Origin of the sequence: Salinirubellus salinus (assembly GCF_025231485.1) — an archaeon.
In the GTDB taxonomy this organism is placed as follows: domain Archaea; phylum Halobacteriota; class Halobacteria; order Halobacteriales; family Haloarculaceae; genus Salinirubellus; species Salinirubellus salinus.
Genome location: NZ_CP104004.1, coordinates 27782 through 45002, shown reverse-complemented (window position 1 = coordinate 45002; position 17221 = coordinate 27782). Strand labels below are relative to the sequence as shown.

The 17221-nt window shown below is 59.2% G+C and carries 9 protein-coding genes; 5 read left to right on the top strand and 4 right to left on the bottom strand.

The features are described 5' to 3' along the window. Window positions 1–32: 32 nt before the first annotated feature. A complete protein-coding gene (locus N0B31_RS21695; RefSeq protein ID WP_260644148.1) occupies window positions 33–3800 on the bottom strand; it encodes a UvrD-helicase domain-containing protein in 3768 nt (1255 codons plus the stop codon). Continuing rightward, the gene (locus tag N0B31_RS21690) at window positions 3800–7102 is read right to left on the bottom strand and encodes a PD-(D/E)XK nuclease family protein (RefSeq protein ID WP_260644147.1); all 3303 of its coding nucleotides are present in this window, start codon (window positions 7100–7102) and stop codon (window positions 3800–3802) included. The genes N0B31_RS21695 and N0B31_RS21690 overlap by 1 nt, the downstream gene beginning before the upstream one ends. Before the next feature lie 439 nt (window positions 7103–7541). Here N0B31_RS21690 and N0B31_RS21685 point away from each other — a divergent pair, with 439 nt between their 5' ends. Continuing rightward, complete coding sequence (locus N0B31_RS21685) at window positions 7542–8570, top strand: Cdc6/Cdc18 family protein (RefSeq protein WP_260644125.1); 1029 nt, start codon at window positions 7542–7544, stop codon at window positions 8568–8570. Between the two features lie 15 nt (window positions 8571–8585). Here the strand turns inward: N0B31_RS21685 and N0B31_RS21680 are convergent, their stop codons facing one another. After that, complete coding sequence (locus N0B31_RS21680) at window positions 8586–9275, bottom strand: SOS response-associated peptidase (protein WP_260644146.1); 690 nt, start codon at window positions 9273–9275, stop codon at window positions 8586–8588. A 1041-nt stretch (window positions 9276–10316) separates the two neighbouring features. On the opposite strand from N0B31_RS21680, the gene N0B31_RS21675 reads away from it, so the two are divergent. The 3 genes from N0B31_RS21675 to N0B31_RS21665 are packed head-to-tail and all read left to right on the top strand — an operon-like array spanning window position 10317 to window position 13614. Next, window positions 10317–11156, top strand: a complete 840-nt coding sequence (locus N0B31_RS21675; protein ID WP_380628638.1) for a hypothetical protein — start codon at window positions 10317–10319, stop codon at window positions 11154–11156. Between the two features lie 2 nt (window positions 11157–11158). After that, on the top strand, window positions 11159–11464 hold the full coding sequence (locus N0B31_RS21670) for a DUF8156 family protein (RefSeq protein ID WP_260644221.1): 306 nt from the start codon (window positions 11159–11161) through the stop codon (window positions 11462–11464). Window positions 11465–11466: 2 nt separating this feature from the next. Continuing rightward, window positions 11467–13614, top strand: a complete 2148-nt coding sequence (locus N0B31_RS21665) for a type B DNA-directed DNA polymerase (RefSeq protein ID WP_260644220.1) — start codon at window positions 11467–11469, stop codon at window positions 13612–13614. Window positions 13615–14019: 405 nt separating this feature from the next. On the opposite strand, the gene N0B31_RS21660 is transcribed toward N0B31_RS21665, so the two are convergent. After that, on the bottom strand, window positions 14020–15306 hold the full coding sequence (locus N0B31_RS21660) for a Cdc6/Cdc18 family protein (protein ID WP_380628635.1): 1287 nt from the start codon (window positions 15304–15306) through the stop codon (window positions 14020–14022). Between the two features lie 999 nt (window positions 15307–16305). Here N0B31_RS21660 and N0B31_RS21655 point away from each other — a divergent pair. Next, window positions 16306–17100 (top strand): hypothetical protein, encoded by a 795-nt coding sequence (locus N0B31_RS21655; protein WP_260644123.1) that lies wholly within the window; start codon window positions 16306–16308, stop codon window positions 17098–17100. Window positions 17101–17221: the final 121 nt, after the last annotated feature.

Genomic DNA, 17221 nt, shown 5'->3' with positions numbered 1-17221 from the left:
CGGGTCATTGGCCCCAACTCTGGCGTTCTAGATTACATGTCGAACTCAGCTTTTATCTGCGCTTCGATTTCCTCACGAAGCCGCCTGTCCAGGCTGGATTTGAGCTCTCCGAGCGACCCGTCGCCACTCCCGGCGCTGAATTCGACGCCGGTGTCAGCTTCGATTTCGGTGAAGTAGAGGCTCGTCGTAACCGGACGGTCGTCGAACGCCGCGACCATCAGAGCGTACGCCTCGAGTTGTGGCTGGTAGTACTCGGTCTTCTGCTCCAGCTTCGATTCGTCGACGCGACCGGTCTTGTAGTCGACCACAGTGGCTGTCTCGTCACCGAGGACGAGGCAGTCGACGATTCCGGAGATGGAGCCGTGGGCCAGTTCCACGCTTGCCTTGAGTTCGCGATAGACGGCGTCGTCGCTGTCGACCACGTGACGGACGTATCCGTTCGCTCGCTGGGCGTGTTCAGCCACGCGATCGCGGTCGTCCTCGGTGACGGCTCCCTCGTAGTCCATCGACCGGAGAGCGTCGTCGATGATGTCGTCCCAGCGCTCGGGCGGATGCTGGAGTTCACAGATTCGGTGGACCGCTTCGCCGAAGAAGCGGCCGGACAGTTCGGTCGGCCCATCTCCCTCTTCTGCGTGCGTATCGTCGTCTTCGTCCCACTCGGTGTCGTCGTCAGTTCCTCGTCGGTAGTGGACGATACGGTTCGCTTCGTCGAACACCAGTTCGCCGTCTTGGTCCTCTCCCAGAACGTCCGCGACTTGGAAGGGCGAGAGGCGGTATTGGATGGGGCCGGGCTGTCGCTCCGGTATCTCGACAGAGGTTGGTGGCGCCTCGACGTCGACATCCTGTGTCTGAGGCACTCCTGGCTGCGGGAGCTGAACCGAGTAGGTGGGCCCGTCCCGGTCGGGGTCCTCGCTCCGGGTGAGCGAGTCGACGTGCAGCTGATCAGTCACCTTCCCGTTAGCCTCAAGAGTGGCGAGTAACTCCTCGTCACCGAGCAGTGACTCTTGCACGAAGTCGCTCCATCGGGTTGGTTCGTCGCTATCCGGTTCTTCCAGGGTGGTGAGTGATTCGTCGTCTTCGGTCCCGTGCGTGCCGGCCAGAATCAGGTGGTCCCGGGCGCGCGTACAGGCGACGTACAGCGTGCGCTTCTCTTCTGCACGTAGCTTGGCGAGTCGACGCGCTTGGAGTCCCTTCTTCGCGACAGTGTCGTTGGAGTCGAAGGGATCGTCACTGTCGGGAACAGAGAGACCGAGTGCTGGCCGGTCGTTCACGTCTTCGAACTCGGTACCACCGGCGAGTGGTGGGTCAGTGTTGAATTTGTCACCGAGGCCAGGTACCATGACGACGGGGAACTCTTCGCCTTTCGCGGCGTGGACAGTGAGTATCTGGACCCCGGTTTCGCCGTCGGGAATCGCGGCCTCCGGGTCGTAGTTGGTGAACTCCTGACGTTCGTCGAGGCGTGTGACGAGTGAACGGAGACTGCCGGCGTCGCTGACGGCTTCACGCAGGTACTCTTCGAACTGTTCGACGTTAGCGAGTGCCTGTCGCGGTCGTTCGTCAGCACTGAGACTCACAAGGTAGCCAGTTGCATCAAGCGCAATATCGAGAATCTCGCCCCACGAGTCGACCTGTGGACCGGCGGTGTCCTCAGTGGCACCAGCGAGCGCTCGCAACTCGGCAAGCAGGGAATGACTGCGTGCGAGTTCCGGGTCGTCCGTCTCACCGACCGTTTCCCAGACGTCGCCTCCTTCCACGACCGGCGCGAGCTCGTCATCGGTGAAGCCGAACATCGGAGAGCGAAGCAGTCCGAACAGGTGAATGTCGTCTGTCGGGTCGGCGAGAACGCGGAACAGGTTCGTGAGCGTCCGCACTTCCGGCGTGTCGAAGTAGCCCTCTCCCTGGACGACGGTGTAGGGAACTTCGTGGTCGTCGAACGCGCGCTTGAACTCGTCGAGGTGGGTTCGTTTCCGGATGATGACCGCGATGTCGTCGTACGTCACCGGCCGACTCTCCGAGCGGTCGTCCGGATCAGGTTCGTAGACCTGTGTCTCGTCGTCGACGAGGCGCGTAGCACGCGCTGCGACGGACTGCGCTTCCGTCCACCGTCGTGCCGAGGGGGGTGCATCGTTTAGCGGGTGATCAGGAGCGAGGACGTTCGGTCGGAGGTCGTCGTCCGGGACGAACAGGTACTCCACAGTCGGCGTTACGTCATGAGGGTTGTCTCGTCGGGGACGGAGGGGTTGGGGTGCTGCCTCGAAAGCGTCGTCCGCCTCGTCATCAAAGACGTCCTCGAAGATACTGTTCAGGAAGCGGAGTAGTGGTGGGAGCGTTCGGAAATTGTCCTGAAGCTGGTACCCGACAACATCGTCCCCTTGACCTGTCGTTGCTGTGTTCTCGCTCCCGTTTGCGCCGACGAGTGCGCTCCGTGCTTCGTGGAAGACGGCGACGTCCGCATTCCGGAAGCGATAGATCGACTGTTTCTCGTCGCCGACTGCGAAGACGTTCTGCGCGCTGTAGGGAGTATCGTCGCTTGCGAGGCTGGTGAGTGACTGAACGATATCCCACTGGTTCGGGTCGGTGTCCTGAACCTCGTCGATCATGACGAAGTTGAACTGGTCGGCGAGTGACTCACGAACGGCGTCATTCCCGCGCTCCGGATGTAGGAGATTGCGAGTCTGCTGAACCAGATCGGTGTAGTCCAGTACGTTCCGCTCGTGTTTTCGCTCGGCGTACCTGCGGGCGGCCTCGTCGAACAGACGAGCTAACGCGAAGTAGTACGGGGCGCTCTCGCGGTCGACGGTGATGTCGAGACCGTCACCCTCCGCAGACCGATGTGTCGCATCCAGTCGGTCGACGATCTCGGCGATGAGTTCGCCGATGCGGTCGGCGTCTTCGTCGGTACCGCTCCAATCTCCTTTCACCGGCGAGTAGTTCGCGTACTCGTCGTGCCCGGATTTGGTGAGTTCGTCACAGATGTCGTAGATCCGGGTTCGGCGGTCACGAACGGAGTCCAAGGTATCCAGCCCGCCAGGCTCATCGAAGAGTCTGACGGCGGTCCAGACGCGCTCGGTTCGGCCGCCGGGGTCGGTTTCGTCGAGATCGACAACGAGGCCTTTGAGTTCCTCTACGCGCGCCCGGAGTTCCTCGTCGGCACAGAGTGCATCCACCTCGTCGGCCGGGAACGGATGGAGTTCCTCTTCGACGTAGGTGACGTAGTCATCGACGGTACGAGCGGGTGCGCTCCAGACGTCCGCCCAGACTTCGCTGTCAGGCCGCTCACCGATCAGATCCTCGAGAACCTCGCGGAGAGAGTACTCAGAGAACGCGTCAAGCAGGAGCTCGACCTCTCGTGGTTCTTCTTCGATGAGTTCGTCTACGATATCCCGCTGGAGTCTGCTCGCTTCGACGTCGTCGAGGGTGTCGAATCCGGGGTCAAGTCCGGCGACTGCGGTTGAGTGTTCGGAGAGGATGCGCTGACAGAATGCGTGCAGCGTGTGGATGTACGCGTCGTCCAGCCCGTTCAGAACGTTGCGCCAGCGTTCGTGGTCCGCGTCTGCGGTGGCGAGTCGGTCCAAGACGCGTTCGCGGACGGTCTCCGTGAGGTCGCGTGCGGCCCTTCGCGTGAACGTCGTCACGAGGATGTTCTCGGGGAGGGCGTCAGGATGGTCCTCCAGAAGCGCAAGATATCGGAATGAGAGTGTCGTTGTCTTCCCGGTCCCAGCACCGGCCGTGAGTGGATAGTTCTGTGAGAGCGCCGTGACGGCGTCGTCCTGCTGATTGGTGAGGTCGTCTCGCCGCATCAGTTCTCTCCCTCCTCAACCGCAGGAGCCCATTCTACGCCGAGAGCTATCGGTGGGACGTACGCACCCCGTCCCTCGGATTCCATATTTTCCATGAACAGTTGGCGTCGATAGGACCGGACGTCGCAGGCATCGCGGAAGGGACAGTTCGAACATCCGGCGTCGTCGGGGTCGTTGATCGTCGGGTGGAACGTTCCGGCTTCGATGCCGGAGACAATATTGCTGAGCCGTTGCGGAACGACATCGTCGAGGAACTCGCGGAAGCCTGCCCGGGTTTCGATACTGGGCTTGTCCGAACTCTGGTAGACCATCGGTGTCCCACCATATCCGTCACGGTAGGAGTTCCCGCGCCAAGACGCGTTCTTCGGGTCATCACCGACAAATCCAATTTGACCAGCGGTGCTGCTCACCGTTCCGGGTTCCTTGAGTCGGTAGTACCCGCCCCCGACCGCCTCGGTAACCTCGTCGATGTTCTCCTCCAGCATCTTCGCGTAGATGGGGAGTTGGAAGCTGAGTCCGTCCAATGTGTCGCGTTCGGAGGAGGTGAACCCCGTTTTGTAGTCACGGACGATGGTCCTGCCGTCGGATGTCGTTTCGCCGCGGTCGAGGACCCCGCGAATCGTAGTCCCGTCGACGTCGAACGAGAGTTTGGTTTCGAACCAGACCGGTGCTGCCGTGAGAGGGCCGTTTTGAAGTCGGCCATCCGGATCGACGTACAGCGCGAGCTCTTCTTCGATGAATCGGACGAGGATACCAGCGGGGCGGCCGTCGACGGCGGTCCGATTGTAGTACTCGTTTTGGTCGGCATCACCAAGGCCAGCCAGTAGTTCGAACAGCCAGCGGTCGTCGAACTCGTCGTCGACCGCTTGTAGTTCATCAACCGCGACGCGGAGGAGTCGCGTCTCCAGATCTTCTTGGTCGAACCCGGTGAGCGAAACTGGAGACCCGACCTCGTCCCGGAGCTCCGTGTAGAACCGTTCCAGAACATCGTGAACGTAGTGTCCGCGGTTGATCGGCCCCTCGTCGCGGTCTTCTTCCTCCAGCCCGAGGACTTCCTTCGCGTAGAAACGGAACGGGCAACTGGCGTATCGTTCTACCTGCGTCGGCGAGAGTCGGTCGAGCTGGAACGAAAGGCTCTGCGCTGTCTCGGGAGTGAGCCAGCCCGTGTGCTCTGACGGCCGCGCAAGCCCGCGATCAGACGCTGTCTGGATCCCGTCGATTACTCCCTCCCCCGGTGCTGCCTCCGTACTGAGCCAGTCACTGCTTCCGGCCGCCTCCGCGAACAGTTCGGTCGACGACGCGGCAGTCGCATACTCGCCGAGTGTTTCGGGGCCAGCACGAGCGCCGGCGGTCGCGAGCGCTCGCTGTGCGTCTTCTCGCGCCCCAATTTTGTCTCGGCGACCGGTCGGGGCCTGTCCAACGAGGTGACCGAACTCGTCTCGTCGCTGTGGTTCAGTGTCGGTGATTCGACGGAATTCCGCAAGGATGCCGGCATCGATATACTCTGTCCCGTCCAGTTGTTGTTTCGGCCGCGAGAGCGTGACTGACTCTGCGGCAGCGACGAGGCTTGCGATACGGTACTCAGCGCGCCGAGCTTGGTCGGCTTCGGCAAAGTCTGGGTGTGCGTCGGTGACGGCGTTCACGAGTGCGAGTCGGTTCGCAGACCCTGGGAAGTGTGACGCAGTCAGCCCGAGGACGAACACGTGGTCGAACGTCCGCATCCCGAGTTCCGCCGCGCCGAGCACTTCGACTCGCCCATCGCGAATTGTCGAATCATCGGTGACGGAGACGGCACCGAGTGCGTGTCGGGCGCGTTCGAGGTCGTCCCCGTCTCCTGTCCGTTCGACGGCGTTGAGGACTCGCTCAGCACTGCGATAGACGACCCGTTGTGACCCGGTCGTCGTTCGATCTTCCACGGTGTCCTTGATTCCGAGACACGCAACGAAGTGGCGGTAGGCTTCGACGCCTCCGTCATCTTCGACGGTTTCTGCTTTGGCGAGAAGTTCGTCGATGGCCGCTCGGTACGGCTCCTCGACGTCACTGAGTTCTTCCACGTCCGCAATCGCGTCGTATGCCTGTTCGCTATCGATGGTCTCCCAACTCGGCAGCACCGGCTCTACGAGCGGATTATCGAGGAGACTGCGAAGGTCATCAGTGATTCCCGTCTCGGTGTCATCGAGCAGCTCCAGCGCGGTCAAGAGAGCAGCACCAACCGACGTTCCATCCAGATCGTAGTCCCGAGCGACAGCGTATGGAACGGATCGCGAAGAGAACTCACCGGCGAGACAGTGGGCATACGCTGACGGCGCAGTCACGACCACGCCGATGTCGTTTGGGTTGACACCGTCACTCAGGAGTTCCTGTACCTGCCGACCGGTATACCGGACTTCACCCGGAAGTGAGGACAGGACGACGGTTTCGGCAGTCGTCTCATCCAGGGAGAGTGTGTCGGCATCAGGACGGAACGGTGCGCACGCTAACCGTCGGTTCGCCGGTGGGCGAGACTCACGGGCCGCGACCGTATCCGGTTCGAATCCGAGGTCGTCGACGAAGAACTCCCATGCGGGGGCCGTTGCGACGTCGACGCCGTTCGGAGCGGCTGTTCCGGTCAATCGGGGGAAGGTCGCCGCCGTTGGCCAGGTTTCGGTGATCGTTTCGACGACGCGCGATGCGAGAACGGAAAACGTGTCGAAACCTCCGATGATGACCGCGTCTGTGTGTGGAAAGCACTGAGCAGGATTGGAGTTGGCTACCCGTCGGTACCGCTCTGCCCAAAGGGTCATAGATGAACCGTCGGGGAGCCGTTCTCGTCCATCGTAGAACCGCTCGGTGATGGCCTCAAGTTCGGAACTCAGATTGATTAGCCCTTCTTCAATTAGGCGGTTGCGGACAGCTTCAGGTGAGAGCAGCCCGGCGAATTCGACGAGACTCAGGAGGTCCTCAATCTGCTCGATGAGACCAGTCGGAGGCAGTCCGTCCCCTTCCATAAGCGACCACTTGGAAGGTAAGTCCAAGAGAGCCTGTTCGACGAGCCGGAGACGGGTTGGCTGGTCCATCCGTGAGGCAGCACCGCCGATCTCTTCCCTATCGTAACACCGGTCGACGAATTCGTCGAGGGTGAGCGGAGTGAGTTCCAGCGGCCGGCCGACGCCTTCCCACTGCGCTTCGATTTCTCGGAGACGATGAGGTTGATTCGCGATGTAGAGGACGCTTTCAGGATTTCCGTCCGAGTGGTTCGCGGCCCAGTTGAGCGCTGTCCGATCAACTGTAACAGCATCTGGGCCACAGAGAAGCCGAGACATTTCTTCTAAGTAGTGTGTCGACTAAACCACATAATGCTACCTGAAACTCAGGAGTTTGTCTGTATAGTACGAGGAGAGAGCGAACAAGCTGTCATCAGAACTAATCACACCCACCTACCGAAGAACAAGTGCCATGTGCCGAATATCAAAATTTGAGAGATGGTGTGGAACTCCCTCAGAATGGCGAATCTACTACTAGGAACCAGTAAGTTTGACCATCTCGGCGAAGATCGACAATCTTAGCCATCAACAACAGGTCATTCGATAATCACAGCGAAGGGTGCTTTCCGGAAGTTCCCGGAAAGGAGAATTTTCTACAAACAAAACCACGCGACATCGCCGTAATCTCGGTGCCGAAGGAGCCATCAATCGGGTTGTTACCGGAAAGACCCCTATCACGTTTTTAGTATTAGCCGGAAAACCAGTCTAACAGATCAAGATGATTCGTGATGCTCGCGTGCTCCGCGCCGGGTTCGTCCCTCGGGAAGTCGAGCATCGCGACGCCGAAGTCAATCACCTCTCCAGCGTTCTCGAACCAATTACGAACGGTGAACCCGCCGACACCGCCATCGTCACCGGTCCCAGCGGGGCTGGCAAGACCTGCATCGCGCAGTTTGTCACTGAACGTCTCCGAGAAGAGGTCCTCGACGTCGAGGCGACCTATGTCAACTGCTGGCGCAACTACACCCGATTCCGCACCCTCTACCAGATTCTTGACGACCTTGGCGCGACAATCGATATCCACCGGCAGTCGACCCCGCACGACGAACTCGTCGACCGCCTCCAGCAGTACGACGGCCCTCGAACCGTCGTTATCCTCGACGAGGTCGATCAACTCGAAGATCCGAGCGTTATTTACGACCTCCACAGCCTCCCGCAGTTCGCCATCATCTGCATCGCAAACAAGGAAGAAGAGCTGTTCAGCCAAGTCGACGAGCGACTCGTGAGTCGCCTGCGCTCCAGCGAACACGTCCGGATGGACAAGTACCACGACAAGCAACTGTATGACATCCTGAGTGCTCGCGCAAGATGGGGTCTCGAAGAGGACATCATCACCGACGACCAGCTCTACCGGATCGCCGATGCGGCCGCCGGCGACGCCCGGCTCGCAATCGGCATCCTACGAACGGCGGCCGGAAAGGCGGATCGCGAGAACCACGAGCGCATCACCGACGATATCCTCCTGAACGCCGCCGAGGACGCCCGTGCCCAGATTAAGCAGAAGAGCCTTGACTCGCTCACGCCGCACCAGTGGATCGTCTACGATATCGTTCGCGAGCACGGCCCACTCGGGCCGAGCGAAATTCACGATCGCTACACGGAGGAAGCCGACGACCCCCGGACGAAACGAACAGTCCGGACATACCTCTCGAAGATGGCTCAGTACAACCTCCTCAAGGCGGAGGGAACGAGTCGGGACCGGGAATACTCGCTCGTGGATTCGGCTGCTGCGTCGCCGATGCAGTGACTGTGACCCCGTCAGCTATCCCGAACCAAACTCACCGAGGCCTGATTGCTCGTGTTCTAGCGGTTCAATGACTTGCGGATCGTCGTTGCCGGGATTGTTGACTCGCGTCGAGATTTCGTAGGCGCCCAGGTCGTCCTTCGGATAAGGCTGGCACAGTTCCTTGCGGGTAGCCGGGTCTGCGGTGAGCCAGTCGGATTCGGCGTCCTGCGGGAGGACGACAGGCATCCGGTCGTGGATTGAGTTCATCAAGTCGTTCGGCTCCGTCGTGAGAATCGTGACGCACGAGATTGTCTCGTCGTCGCCTTCCCAGACATCCCAGAGGCCAGCCATCGCGAAGACAGGGTCGTCTTCTCGGTGAATCCGGTAGGGCTGTTTCGACCCGCCGTTCGGCGATTTCCACTCGTAGAACCCTGACGAGAGAACCAGACAGGGGCGGGATTCCCACGCCCCCTTGAACGCGCTCTTCTCGTCGGCAGTCTCGGAGCGAGCGTTAATGATGCCCTCCTCGGGCTCGTCCGCCCAGAACGGGATCAATCCCCAGTGGTAGGCGTCGATCTCGTCGGAAGCTTCGTTCGTGATGATGTAGAGGTCCTCGCCAGGTGCGATGTTGTATCGGGGTCTATAGCCCCCATCCGTGACAACCTCCGCGTTGAAGCGGGCCTCAAGGTCGGCCTGGTCGATGAAGAGCGAGTTCCGGCCACACATACACTCTGGTTCGACCGGGGAATTATTCAACGTATCTGGATGTCCGAAAGCCCTGACTCGTTCGATTAGAGCTCGGTCGGTGGCAGAAGATCACAGAGAACAGCTGCTTGATCAAGAAGTGCGTCGAAGAGTCGTTCCGTCGGCCGATACAGCGCATGGTGTTCATCGACGGTATAGGACGTTTGCTCGTCATCGTTATGTGAGATAAATCCACTTTCGAGAAGTGGGGCGAGGGTAGTATCGAGTGCAGCACCAGACCGCCCAGTTTCGACTTCGAATGCGCGTCGAGAGAACTCAGGAAGGCACCGCGTACAACAGCTTAGGACGTGAGCACGTCGGTCGGCGAATAACTCGTTGAGGGCAGTACGATGGGTTCGAGTCCAATACTCGTCGAGCTTGACGTATCGACGGACGATAGGAGACATATCGTTGAGCGAGCCATCGGCATGAACGATCCCGAGATCGTTGAGCGCGTGTTGGTCTTGAGTGTCCAAAGACTCCCCAAGTGGGTGGAGAACGGTCTGGAGAGCATCGTGAAACCGCGAGGTGAGGAATTCTCCCGCAACAACGTGAGAGTTCCCGATGTTTCGAGTCGGGTGGATTGCTTCGTGATGATTCGGATCGCGGTGATTGACGTAGGTTCGTGGATAGCTCATTGAGCACCTCTTACAACGTGGTGTCAAGCATTAACATTCCGAGCGAGAGAATCGGAGCCTCTACGGCCGTGTTCTATTAACCAACATTCCGATGCAAGGGGTGGAACTGTTGGTTAATATTAGGTGGCTCTCGATTCTGGAACCGTTCTCGGAAACAGTCTCTAAACAGAGGATTCCCGAGACTTTACCCTGATTGGGTACGCCCCGTTCGCGTTCCCTGAAACGCGGAAGCGACACGCCGCGGCTTATCGGGTTTGTGGGCATCCACACGAGTATGCCCGACCAATCGACAGTTCCATCGAACCGTCTCGTGGTGAACCAGCCGACTCGGAGCGCCGACCGCAATCAGTCCCTCGCGGGCCAAGCCGACTCACCAACAGACGATATGCTGCTACCGTCGCTCGAGGACGGTATCACGCTGCTCGACGTGGAGGGCGGCCCTGGGGTTCCGATTCTGCAGTCACTCGTGCTCGACCATCTCCTCCTACACAACGGACCCTCATTCTGGGTCGATGCAAACGGCCACGCGACGACGACCACGCTCTCGCAAATCGCCCCGAGCCAGCGGTTGCTCGATAGGATCCACGTCGCACGGGGCTTCACCGCCTACCAGCACTACGGCGCCGTCCGCGATCTCTCAACAGCAGTGAACAAGACATTCCAGAAGTCCACCGCCGATGTCGGGACACGCGGCCGGCGGTCACCAAGTGATGACGAGGACGCATCCCACCACACACCCGCCCTTATCGTCGCACCGGCCGTCGACGCCCAGTATCGCGCTGACGATAGCCTCGGCGAGACCCACGCGAAAACCTTGCAGGCTCGAACACTCGCCCGGTTGGCAACCTACGCCGACGGATACGACATCCCTGTGCTCATTACCCGGACCCGAGACGACGACTTCACGACATCGGTCGCGACAGCCGCCGACCACCACATTGAGTGCAAGCAGACCCGGATGGGGCCGCGGATCGTCAGCGAGGACTTCGAGACGCTCGTCTATCCCGTCGACGACGGTGCGTACTACCAGACGACGTTCGCGTACTGGAGGCAACTGCTCGCGGCACGCGCTTCGCAGGTGGGCGTGGAACCGTCAACGCCGACGCCGTCGACGCCGACTCCGGAGGGCGTCGGGACAGGCGTCACAGCTGACGGTGAGACTTTGGCGATGACCACGGATCCCCTGCTCGATGCGTGGACGGCGACCGGCACAGGAGGCCGGTAGCGATGGGGCGTACGAACCCGACGTACCGAGATGCACTGCGGGTCATCGAGGAGCGCTGGTCGGACTTCCGACGGGCACTGCGGCGACGCGACCAACCGCGGTTTGACCGGCTGTTCGAGTACGCCCGCGAACACGCCGACGCCAGCGGGCTTTTGAACCACCAGAATCCGCTATTACCGGCACTGTTCAGCATCCATCTGGAACAGGAAACCCGTCTCGACGACCACGAAGAACGTCTCAATGAACTCGAAGCCGCGGTCGCAGCAAACGATGACCAGGAGGCTGCTCCACCTGACTCGAACTCGTGACGATGCCGTTCAGTATCGATTTCTTCGACGATGGGCGCGTCCTCGAGTGGGAGGCAACCCCCGACGGAGCTGTCGCGACCGAACGCGAGGACTACACGCCACGCTTCTACGTCGCCCCTCGTAATCCTGACGCCGACATCGATCTCACGACACTCCAGTCGGTGTACGACCCGCATCCGGACGTCGTCGCGACCGAGACGGTTGCACGACGGCCCAGCTTTCGACGGGACGAAGAGACAGTCCTCGCGGTCGACGTTACGCACATCGACCGCATCACCTCGCTCGCCCGGCAAGCGCGCCAGTTGTCGGAGTATCCAGTCGGTGATCTCGCCTGTTTCAACGTCGACTTCTCACAGGAATTTCGGTATTGCCTGGAGGAAGACATCGATCCGACGCCGGCGAGTGAGTTGTCGACACTCCGACTCAGCGTCCCGCTGACCGAATCGAGCAACGACAGCTATGGAGAGCTGTCCGTCGCCGGCGACACCGTCACTGGTTCGCAGTCAGACATTCTGTCGGCCGTAGTGACTGCACTTGAAGTACACAACCCGGACGTCTTGGTCTGCTCGACAAGTGAAATTGTTCCGACGCTCTACGAGATGGCGACGGACGCCGGCGTCGACGACTTCTCGTTGAGTCGGTGGCCGGGCGTTGATTATCAGCAGCTCGCGAGGCGGTCGACGTACTCGAGCTACGGCCGGGTTGGGCACTCTCCGGCGCGGTACAACGTGCCCGGCCGTGCGATTATCGACGAGTCGAACACGTTCTTCTACGGGGAGACAAACCTCGACGGCGTCCTCGACCTCGTGTCGCGCTCGAAGAAGCCCGTCCAGGAACTCGCGTGGGCGTCAATCGGGAACGTCCTCACAGCGATCCAGATATGTGAGGCACACGACCGCGGCGTCCTTGTGCCGTGGAACTCCTGGCGCCACGAGTTCTATAAATCGATGGGAACGCTCCACGATGCCGACCGTGGCGGCTTCATCTTCGCGCCCGAGGTCGGTCTCCACGAGAACGTTCACGAACTCGATTTCTCGAGCCTCTATCCGAATATCATCTGTACGCGGAACGTCTCACCGGATGTCATCCGGTGTGACTGTCACGACCGCGACGACGTCCCCGGCCTTGGATACTCGATCTGCGACGAGCGCGGTTATCTCGTCGACGTCCTCCAGCCGATTATCGATGCCCGTGACGAGATTAAAGCAAAAATCCGTCGAGAGGGAAATCGAGACGACCCCAACGAAGACCGACTGGCGGAACTCGAAGGACGGTCGGGAGCGCTGAAGTGGATCCTCGTCGCCTGCTTCGGCTATCAAGGGTTCAGCAACGCGAAGTTCGGCCGTATCGAGTGCCACGAGGCGATCAACGCGTTTGCTCGCGAGATTCTGCTGACGGCGAAACAGCGTCTGGAGGCCGGTGGCTGGCGCGTTGTCCACGGTATCGTCGACTCCATCTGGGTGACGCCAAATCCCGACGTCGCCGATGATGGCCGCGAGGATCTCGAGACGCTCGCGACGGAGATTTCTGATGCAGTCGAGATTCGGCTCGAACACGAGGCACACTACGACTGGGTCGCGTTCGTCCCGCAGCGTGAGAGCGACTCCGGCGCGTTGACGAAGTATTTCGGCAAAGAAGCGGACAGTGAGGAGTTCAAGATCAGAGGCATCGAAGCCCGACAACGCTCGACCTCGCCGTTCATCGAGGATATCCAGCGGGCTTGTCTCGACCGTCTCGATACCACACGGTCACCGGACGCGGTACTCGGGCGTCTCGAACGAGCAATCACCGAGTTGCGGTCGGGGACCGTCGCAGTGGATCGGCTCGTCGAGCGAAATCGAGTCTCTAAGCCGCTAGAGGGGTACACACAGAACACCCTGAACGTGGCAGCGCTGAAACGAGCTCGCGATCAGGACCTTGCAGTCCACCCGGGCCAGGATATCGAGTACGTGGTCGTCGACAACGAGAAATCCTCGCGAGACCGGGTGGCCCTCGCCCACGAAGATATCAACGCCTACGACGCCTCCTACTACGAGGTTCAGCTCGTCAGAGCGGTCGAGAGTATACTGTCTCCGCTCGGTTGGGATCGGACCGACATTCGACGAGAACTCGATGGATCTCGTGTGGTTGGCATCACGAACTGGAGCTGACCACACCCCTATTTCGCGTTGTGAAGGGGATAGGGACGTGGCCAGACACCCCTATTTCGTGTTGTAACACACCCCCTTTTCGAGTTGTAAATATAGGGAATTCGTGGCTGCCAGCTCATCTAAGCTGGTTTCTTGTTTTGAAGTCGTTGGCTCAAAGTGTCGAGTAGAAACAAAGGGGTATGAGAATCAGCGGAAGGGTTGAATCGCTAGCCTGCTCGAAGGACAACCCCCCTATTTCGAGTTGTAAGCGAAGATGACACCCACAAGAACAGCGGACAGGGTGGTGGACACCCCTATTTCGAGTTGTAACGCGACATTCGGCATGGCTATCGAAGGGTATTGTCCGATGACCCCCCTATTTCGAGTTGTAAACACCGGAGGGTGGGGGAAAGTCGCAATCGCGCTTCAGTTCAGGAACGAGTTCATCTGCGACTTGGCGACCGATCGCATCATCTCCTCTTCGCGCTCTAACTCTGAGAAGCGGTCATCCTCCAGTATTCGTTCCATGATTGACTCAGGGTCCTCGGCGAGATCAAAGTGCATGTGGATACCTTTGCCCCTCCCACGACCACGTCGGTCAAACTCGAGGATGCCGTAGGTTGCCTGCTCAGTGACGTGGTTGACGAAGGTTTCCCGGCCATAGGAGTCCGTATCGAGGACATCACAGACGTACTGATAGAGACTGTAGGAAGGGCCAGCGGGGATCCAGTCGACACTCACATTTGAATAATAGTCCGTTGCGGCCACGGCGAAAATACAGAGCTTCTTTTGAGTCGACAGCCCGCCGATGTGTCGCAATTTGCGATCGGAGTCGTATCGTTCCTGAGCAGTCCGGACGTGGGTTTCCAATACCCGTTCATCCCCCTGTTTATCGGCTAATTCGCCGGACCACCGAAGCAGGTCGATAGCCTTCCGTGCATCACCATGGGTTTGCGAGCCGAACGCAGCCACGAGCGGAACGACGTCTCTCGCGAGAGCTTCTTGTTTGAATGCGTCTTCGCGGTTTCGGAGGATATGTCGTAGCTGGGTCGCGTCGTAATCCTCGAAGAAAACCTCGTCAGGATTGAACGAGCTATTTGCGCGGCTGTTGAGATCAGACATGAAATCAACGTAGTTGGTAATCGCAGTCACAGAGACGGGACCGTCAAAGCGACCGAGATCGCGAGCTCGCGACAACTGGTAGAGAAGCGAATTGTACTCTGGTTCAGAGTATGGACCATCAAGCATGTCGATTTCGTCGAGAACGAAGATGACGCCATCGTAGTGCTCGCGCATGATTTCCCAGAGGCGCTCGAGTTTCTGGTCTGTCGAGACACCACTTTCGGGAACACCAGGTTCCTCCTCGATATTCATCGTCGCTTCCTGGATCAGACGATAGACAGCGCGACTGGTGGTGCCGGGTCCCTCGCAGTTTATCGAAAACACACCGAACCGCATTCCCTGAGCCTCGCTCAGCTCAACGATTTTCTTACAGACCGCGTGGATAATCAGCGACTTCCCGGTTCCAGACGGTCCGGTCAACAACATATCCGGAATCCCCTGACCCTGGAGTGCGGGCTTTAGATTCGTGATGACGGTCTTCAGCTGGTCATCACGACCAACGATTCGATCTTCGTCGATGATGGTGTCGGGGCGAACCAAATCCTTGTTCTCGAAGACGGTTTCGACAGATTCGGATTGGAGTTCATCCATGATCGAGATGCCGCTCCCCGAATCACCGAACGTAGATTGACTGGTGTCGGACCCGTCAGAATTGCTCCCTCCATCTCTCGGAACTTCGTCTATAGAACCAGACTGTTCCGTCTGATGATCTATATCCGGCGATCCATCACCCATGTCTCCATCCTCTGTAGCCCTAGTATAAATAACTGAAGGCCACCGATTTCGATTTGTAAACGCGAGGATTCAACCGATGGAGTGACTGAGTCGGCTATCTCTTCTTTTCCAGGCTCGAACCGCTGTCGACGGGCCGGCACACCCCTATTTCGAGTTGTAACGTCTTGTCAAAAGAAGAATATAATATTGAGACACACCCCTTTTTCGAGTTGTAACGGATTGGGAGCCTCTAACACAGTTTTGAGAATTATGCGATGGACGATTGTATCAGATGGTGAGAATAGGATGAACGAGTTCCACACGAGCCTCGAGTACAGGACCACAGGGCAAACCACGAACAGCACTCGGTGGAGATCACGAAGCGTCCTCGAGGAATCAACCCACACCCCCACCCCTTTTTCGAGTTGTAACGGATAGCGATGACACGGGGAGAGAAGCTGTCGAACACGACGAGAACACTAAGGACAAACGGGAGAGGTTGTCAGAGCGCGGTTCTTAGATGTTAACCCACGATTCCCTCACCACTCACGGATACGTAAGCAAGCTTACGTATCGTTCGTAGGTATTGTCTAGTGCGGTTGTGGTATGCCACCGCACTACATAAAGATTCCTTTATTGTAGTACGCTCTTGAAAATGGACGATACGGTGTTTGTAACGGCTGGAATCGTGAAATACAGCCTGATCGAGCCGCAACGCGGCAGTGACCCCCTACCCACCCTCGTTCTGTTACAACTCGAAAAAGGGGTGGGGGTGTCCGACCTTGATCGACATCTCTTCCGACACCTTCCCACTCTGGTTCGAGATTTCTGCCCTGCTGAGGTTTATAAGCGATTACGCGGCTAGACCGCTCGCCGATGACCTCCCCCGTTCCAACCGACCCGTTCGACACCGATTCGCCATCCACCACGCCGCTGTACTCTCCCGTCACCGCCACGAACATCTACCACGCCGTGACCGACCTCGGATACCCTCCCGAGTACGTCACCACCGTCGCTCGAGCTCTTGATGAATTTCAACTCGCTATCTCCGCCGCCAACGACGGCCACTTCCTCCTTGACCAGCTCGCACCACAGGCCGACCGCTTCGAGGTCCTCGACGTCGACCGCATCTCCGACCGAACCCGCCTCGAGGACCTCCTGTTCTTCAGCGGGCCCTACGCAAAGACGATCCTCACCGACGCCATCGGCATCGCGATGCCCGAGTTCGAGGGCCCCGCCACGGGACACCCCTACCCAATGTCGCCCTCATCGTTTGGCGTCGACGACGACCACTTGCAGCGAGCCCAAGAGAACGTCACCGATGACGACCCCGACGGAGCCGGGGATAGGAACGAGAACGAGAACAGACGCCCAAGATATGGGTTCGCCGACATGGACATCGACGAAGCCCTCGATATCGACTTCACGATCTCCTCGCTCGACGAAGACCGACTCCTTCCCGGGATACACTCGCAACTAATGCGCGCCGAGGTTCAGCAGATTGTAGAACTCGCGTTCGCCTACTACCGGACGGAACCGGGACTGATGAACGAACTCGACCCCGTCGTCGGCTGTACCTTCGCCGTCCGGTCAGCACCCCATGACGACATCGTGATGGCAGAACCCGGCCCACGAACTGTGCCACTCCCTGGCGGCACACGCGTCGCCTGACATAGCGAGAACCAGTTCACGGCCTAGTCGAGAATCCTGATCTGGATTATGTGGTGTCTTCCTACGCGAATCTCGAGGCGAGACTATACACGAGTCCGGCACCGCCGGCGACTATCGCGAT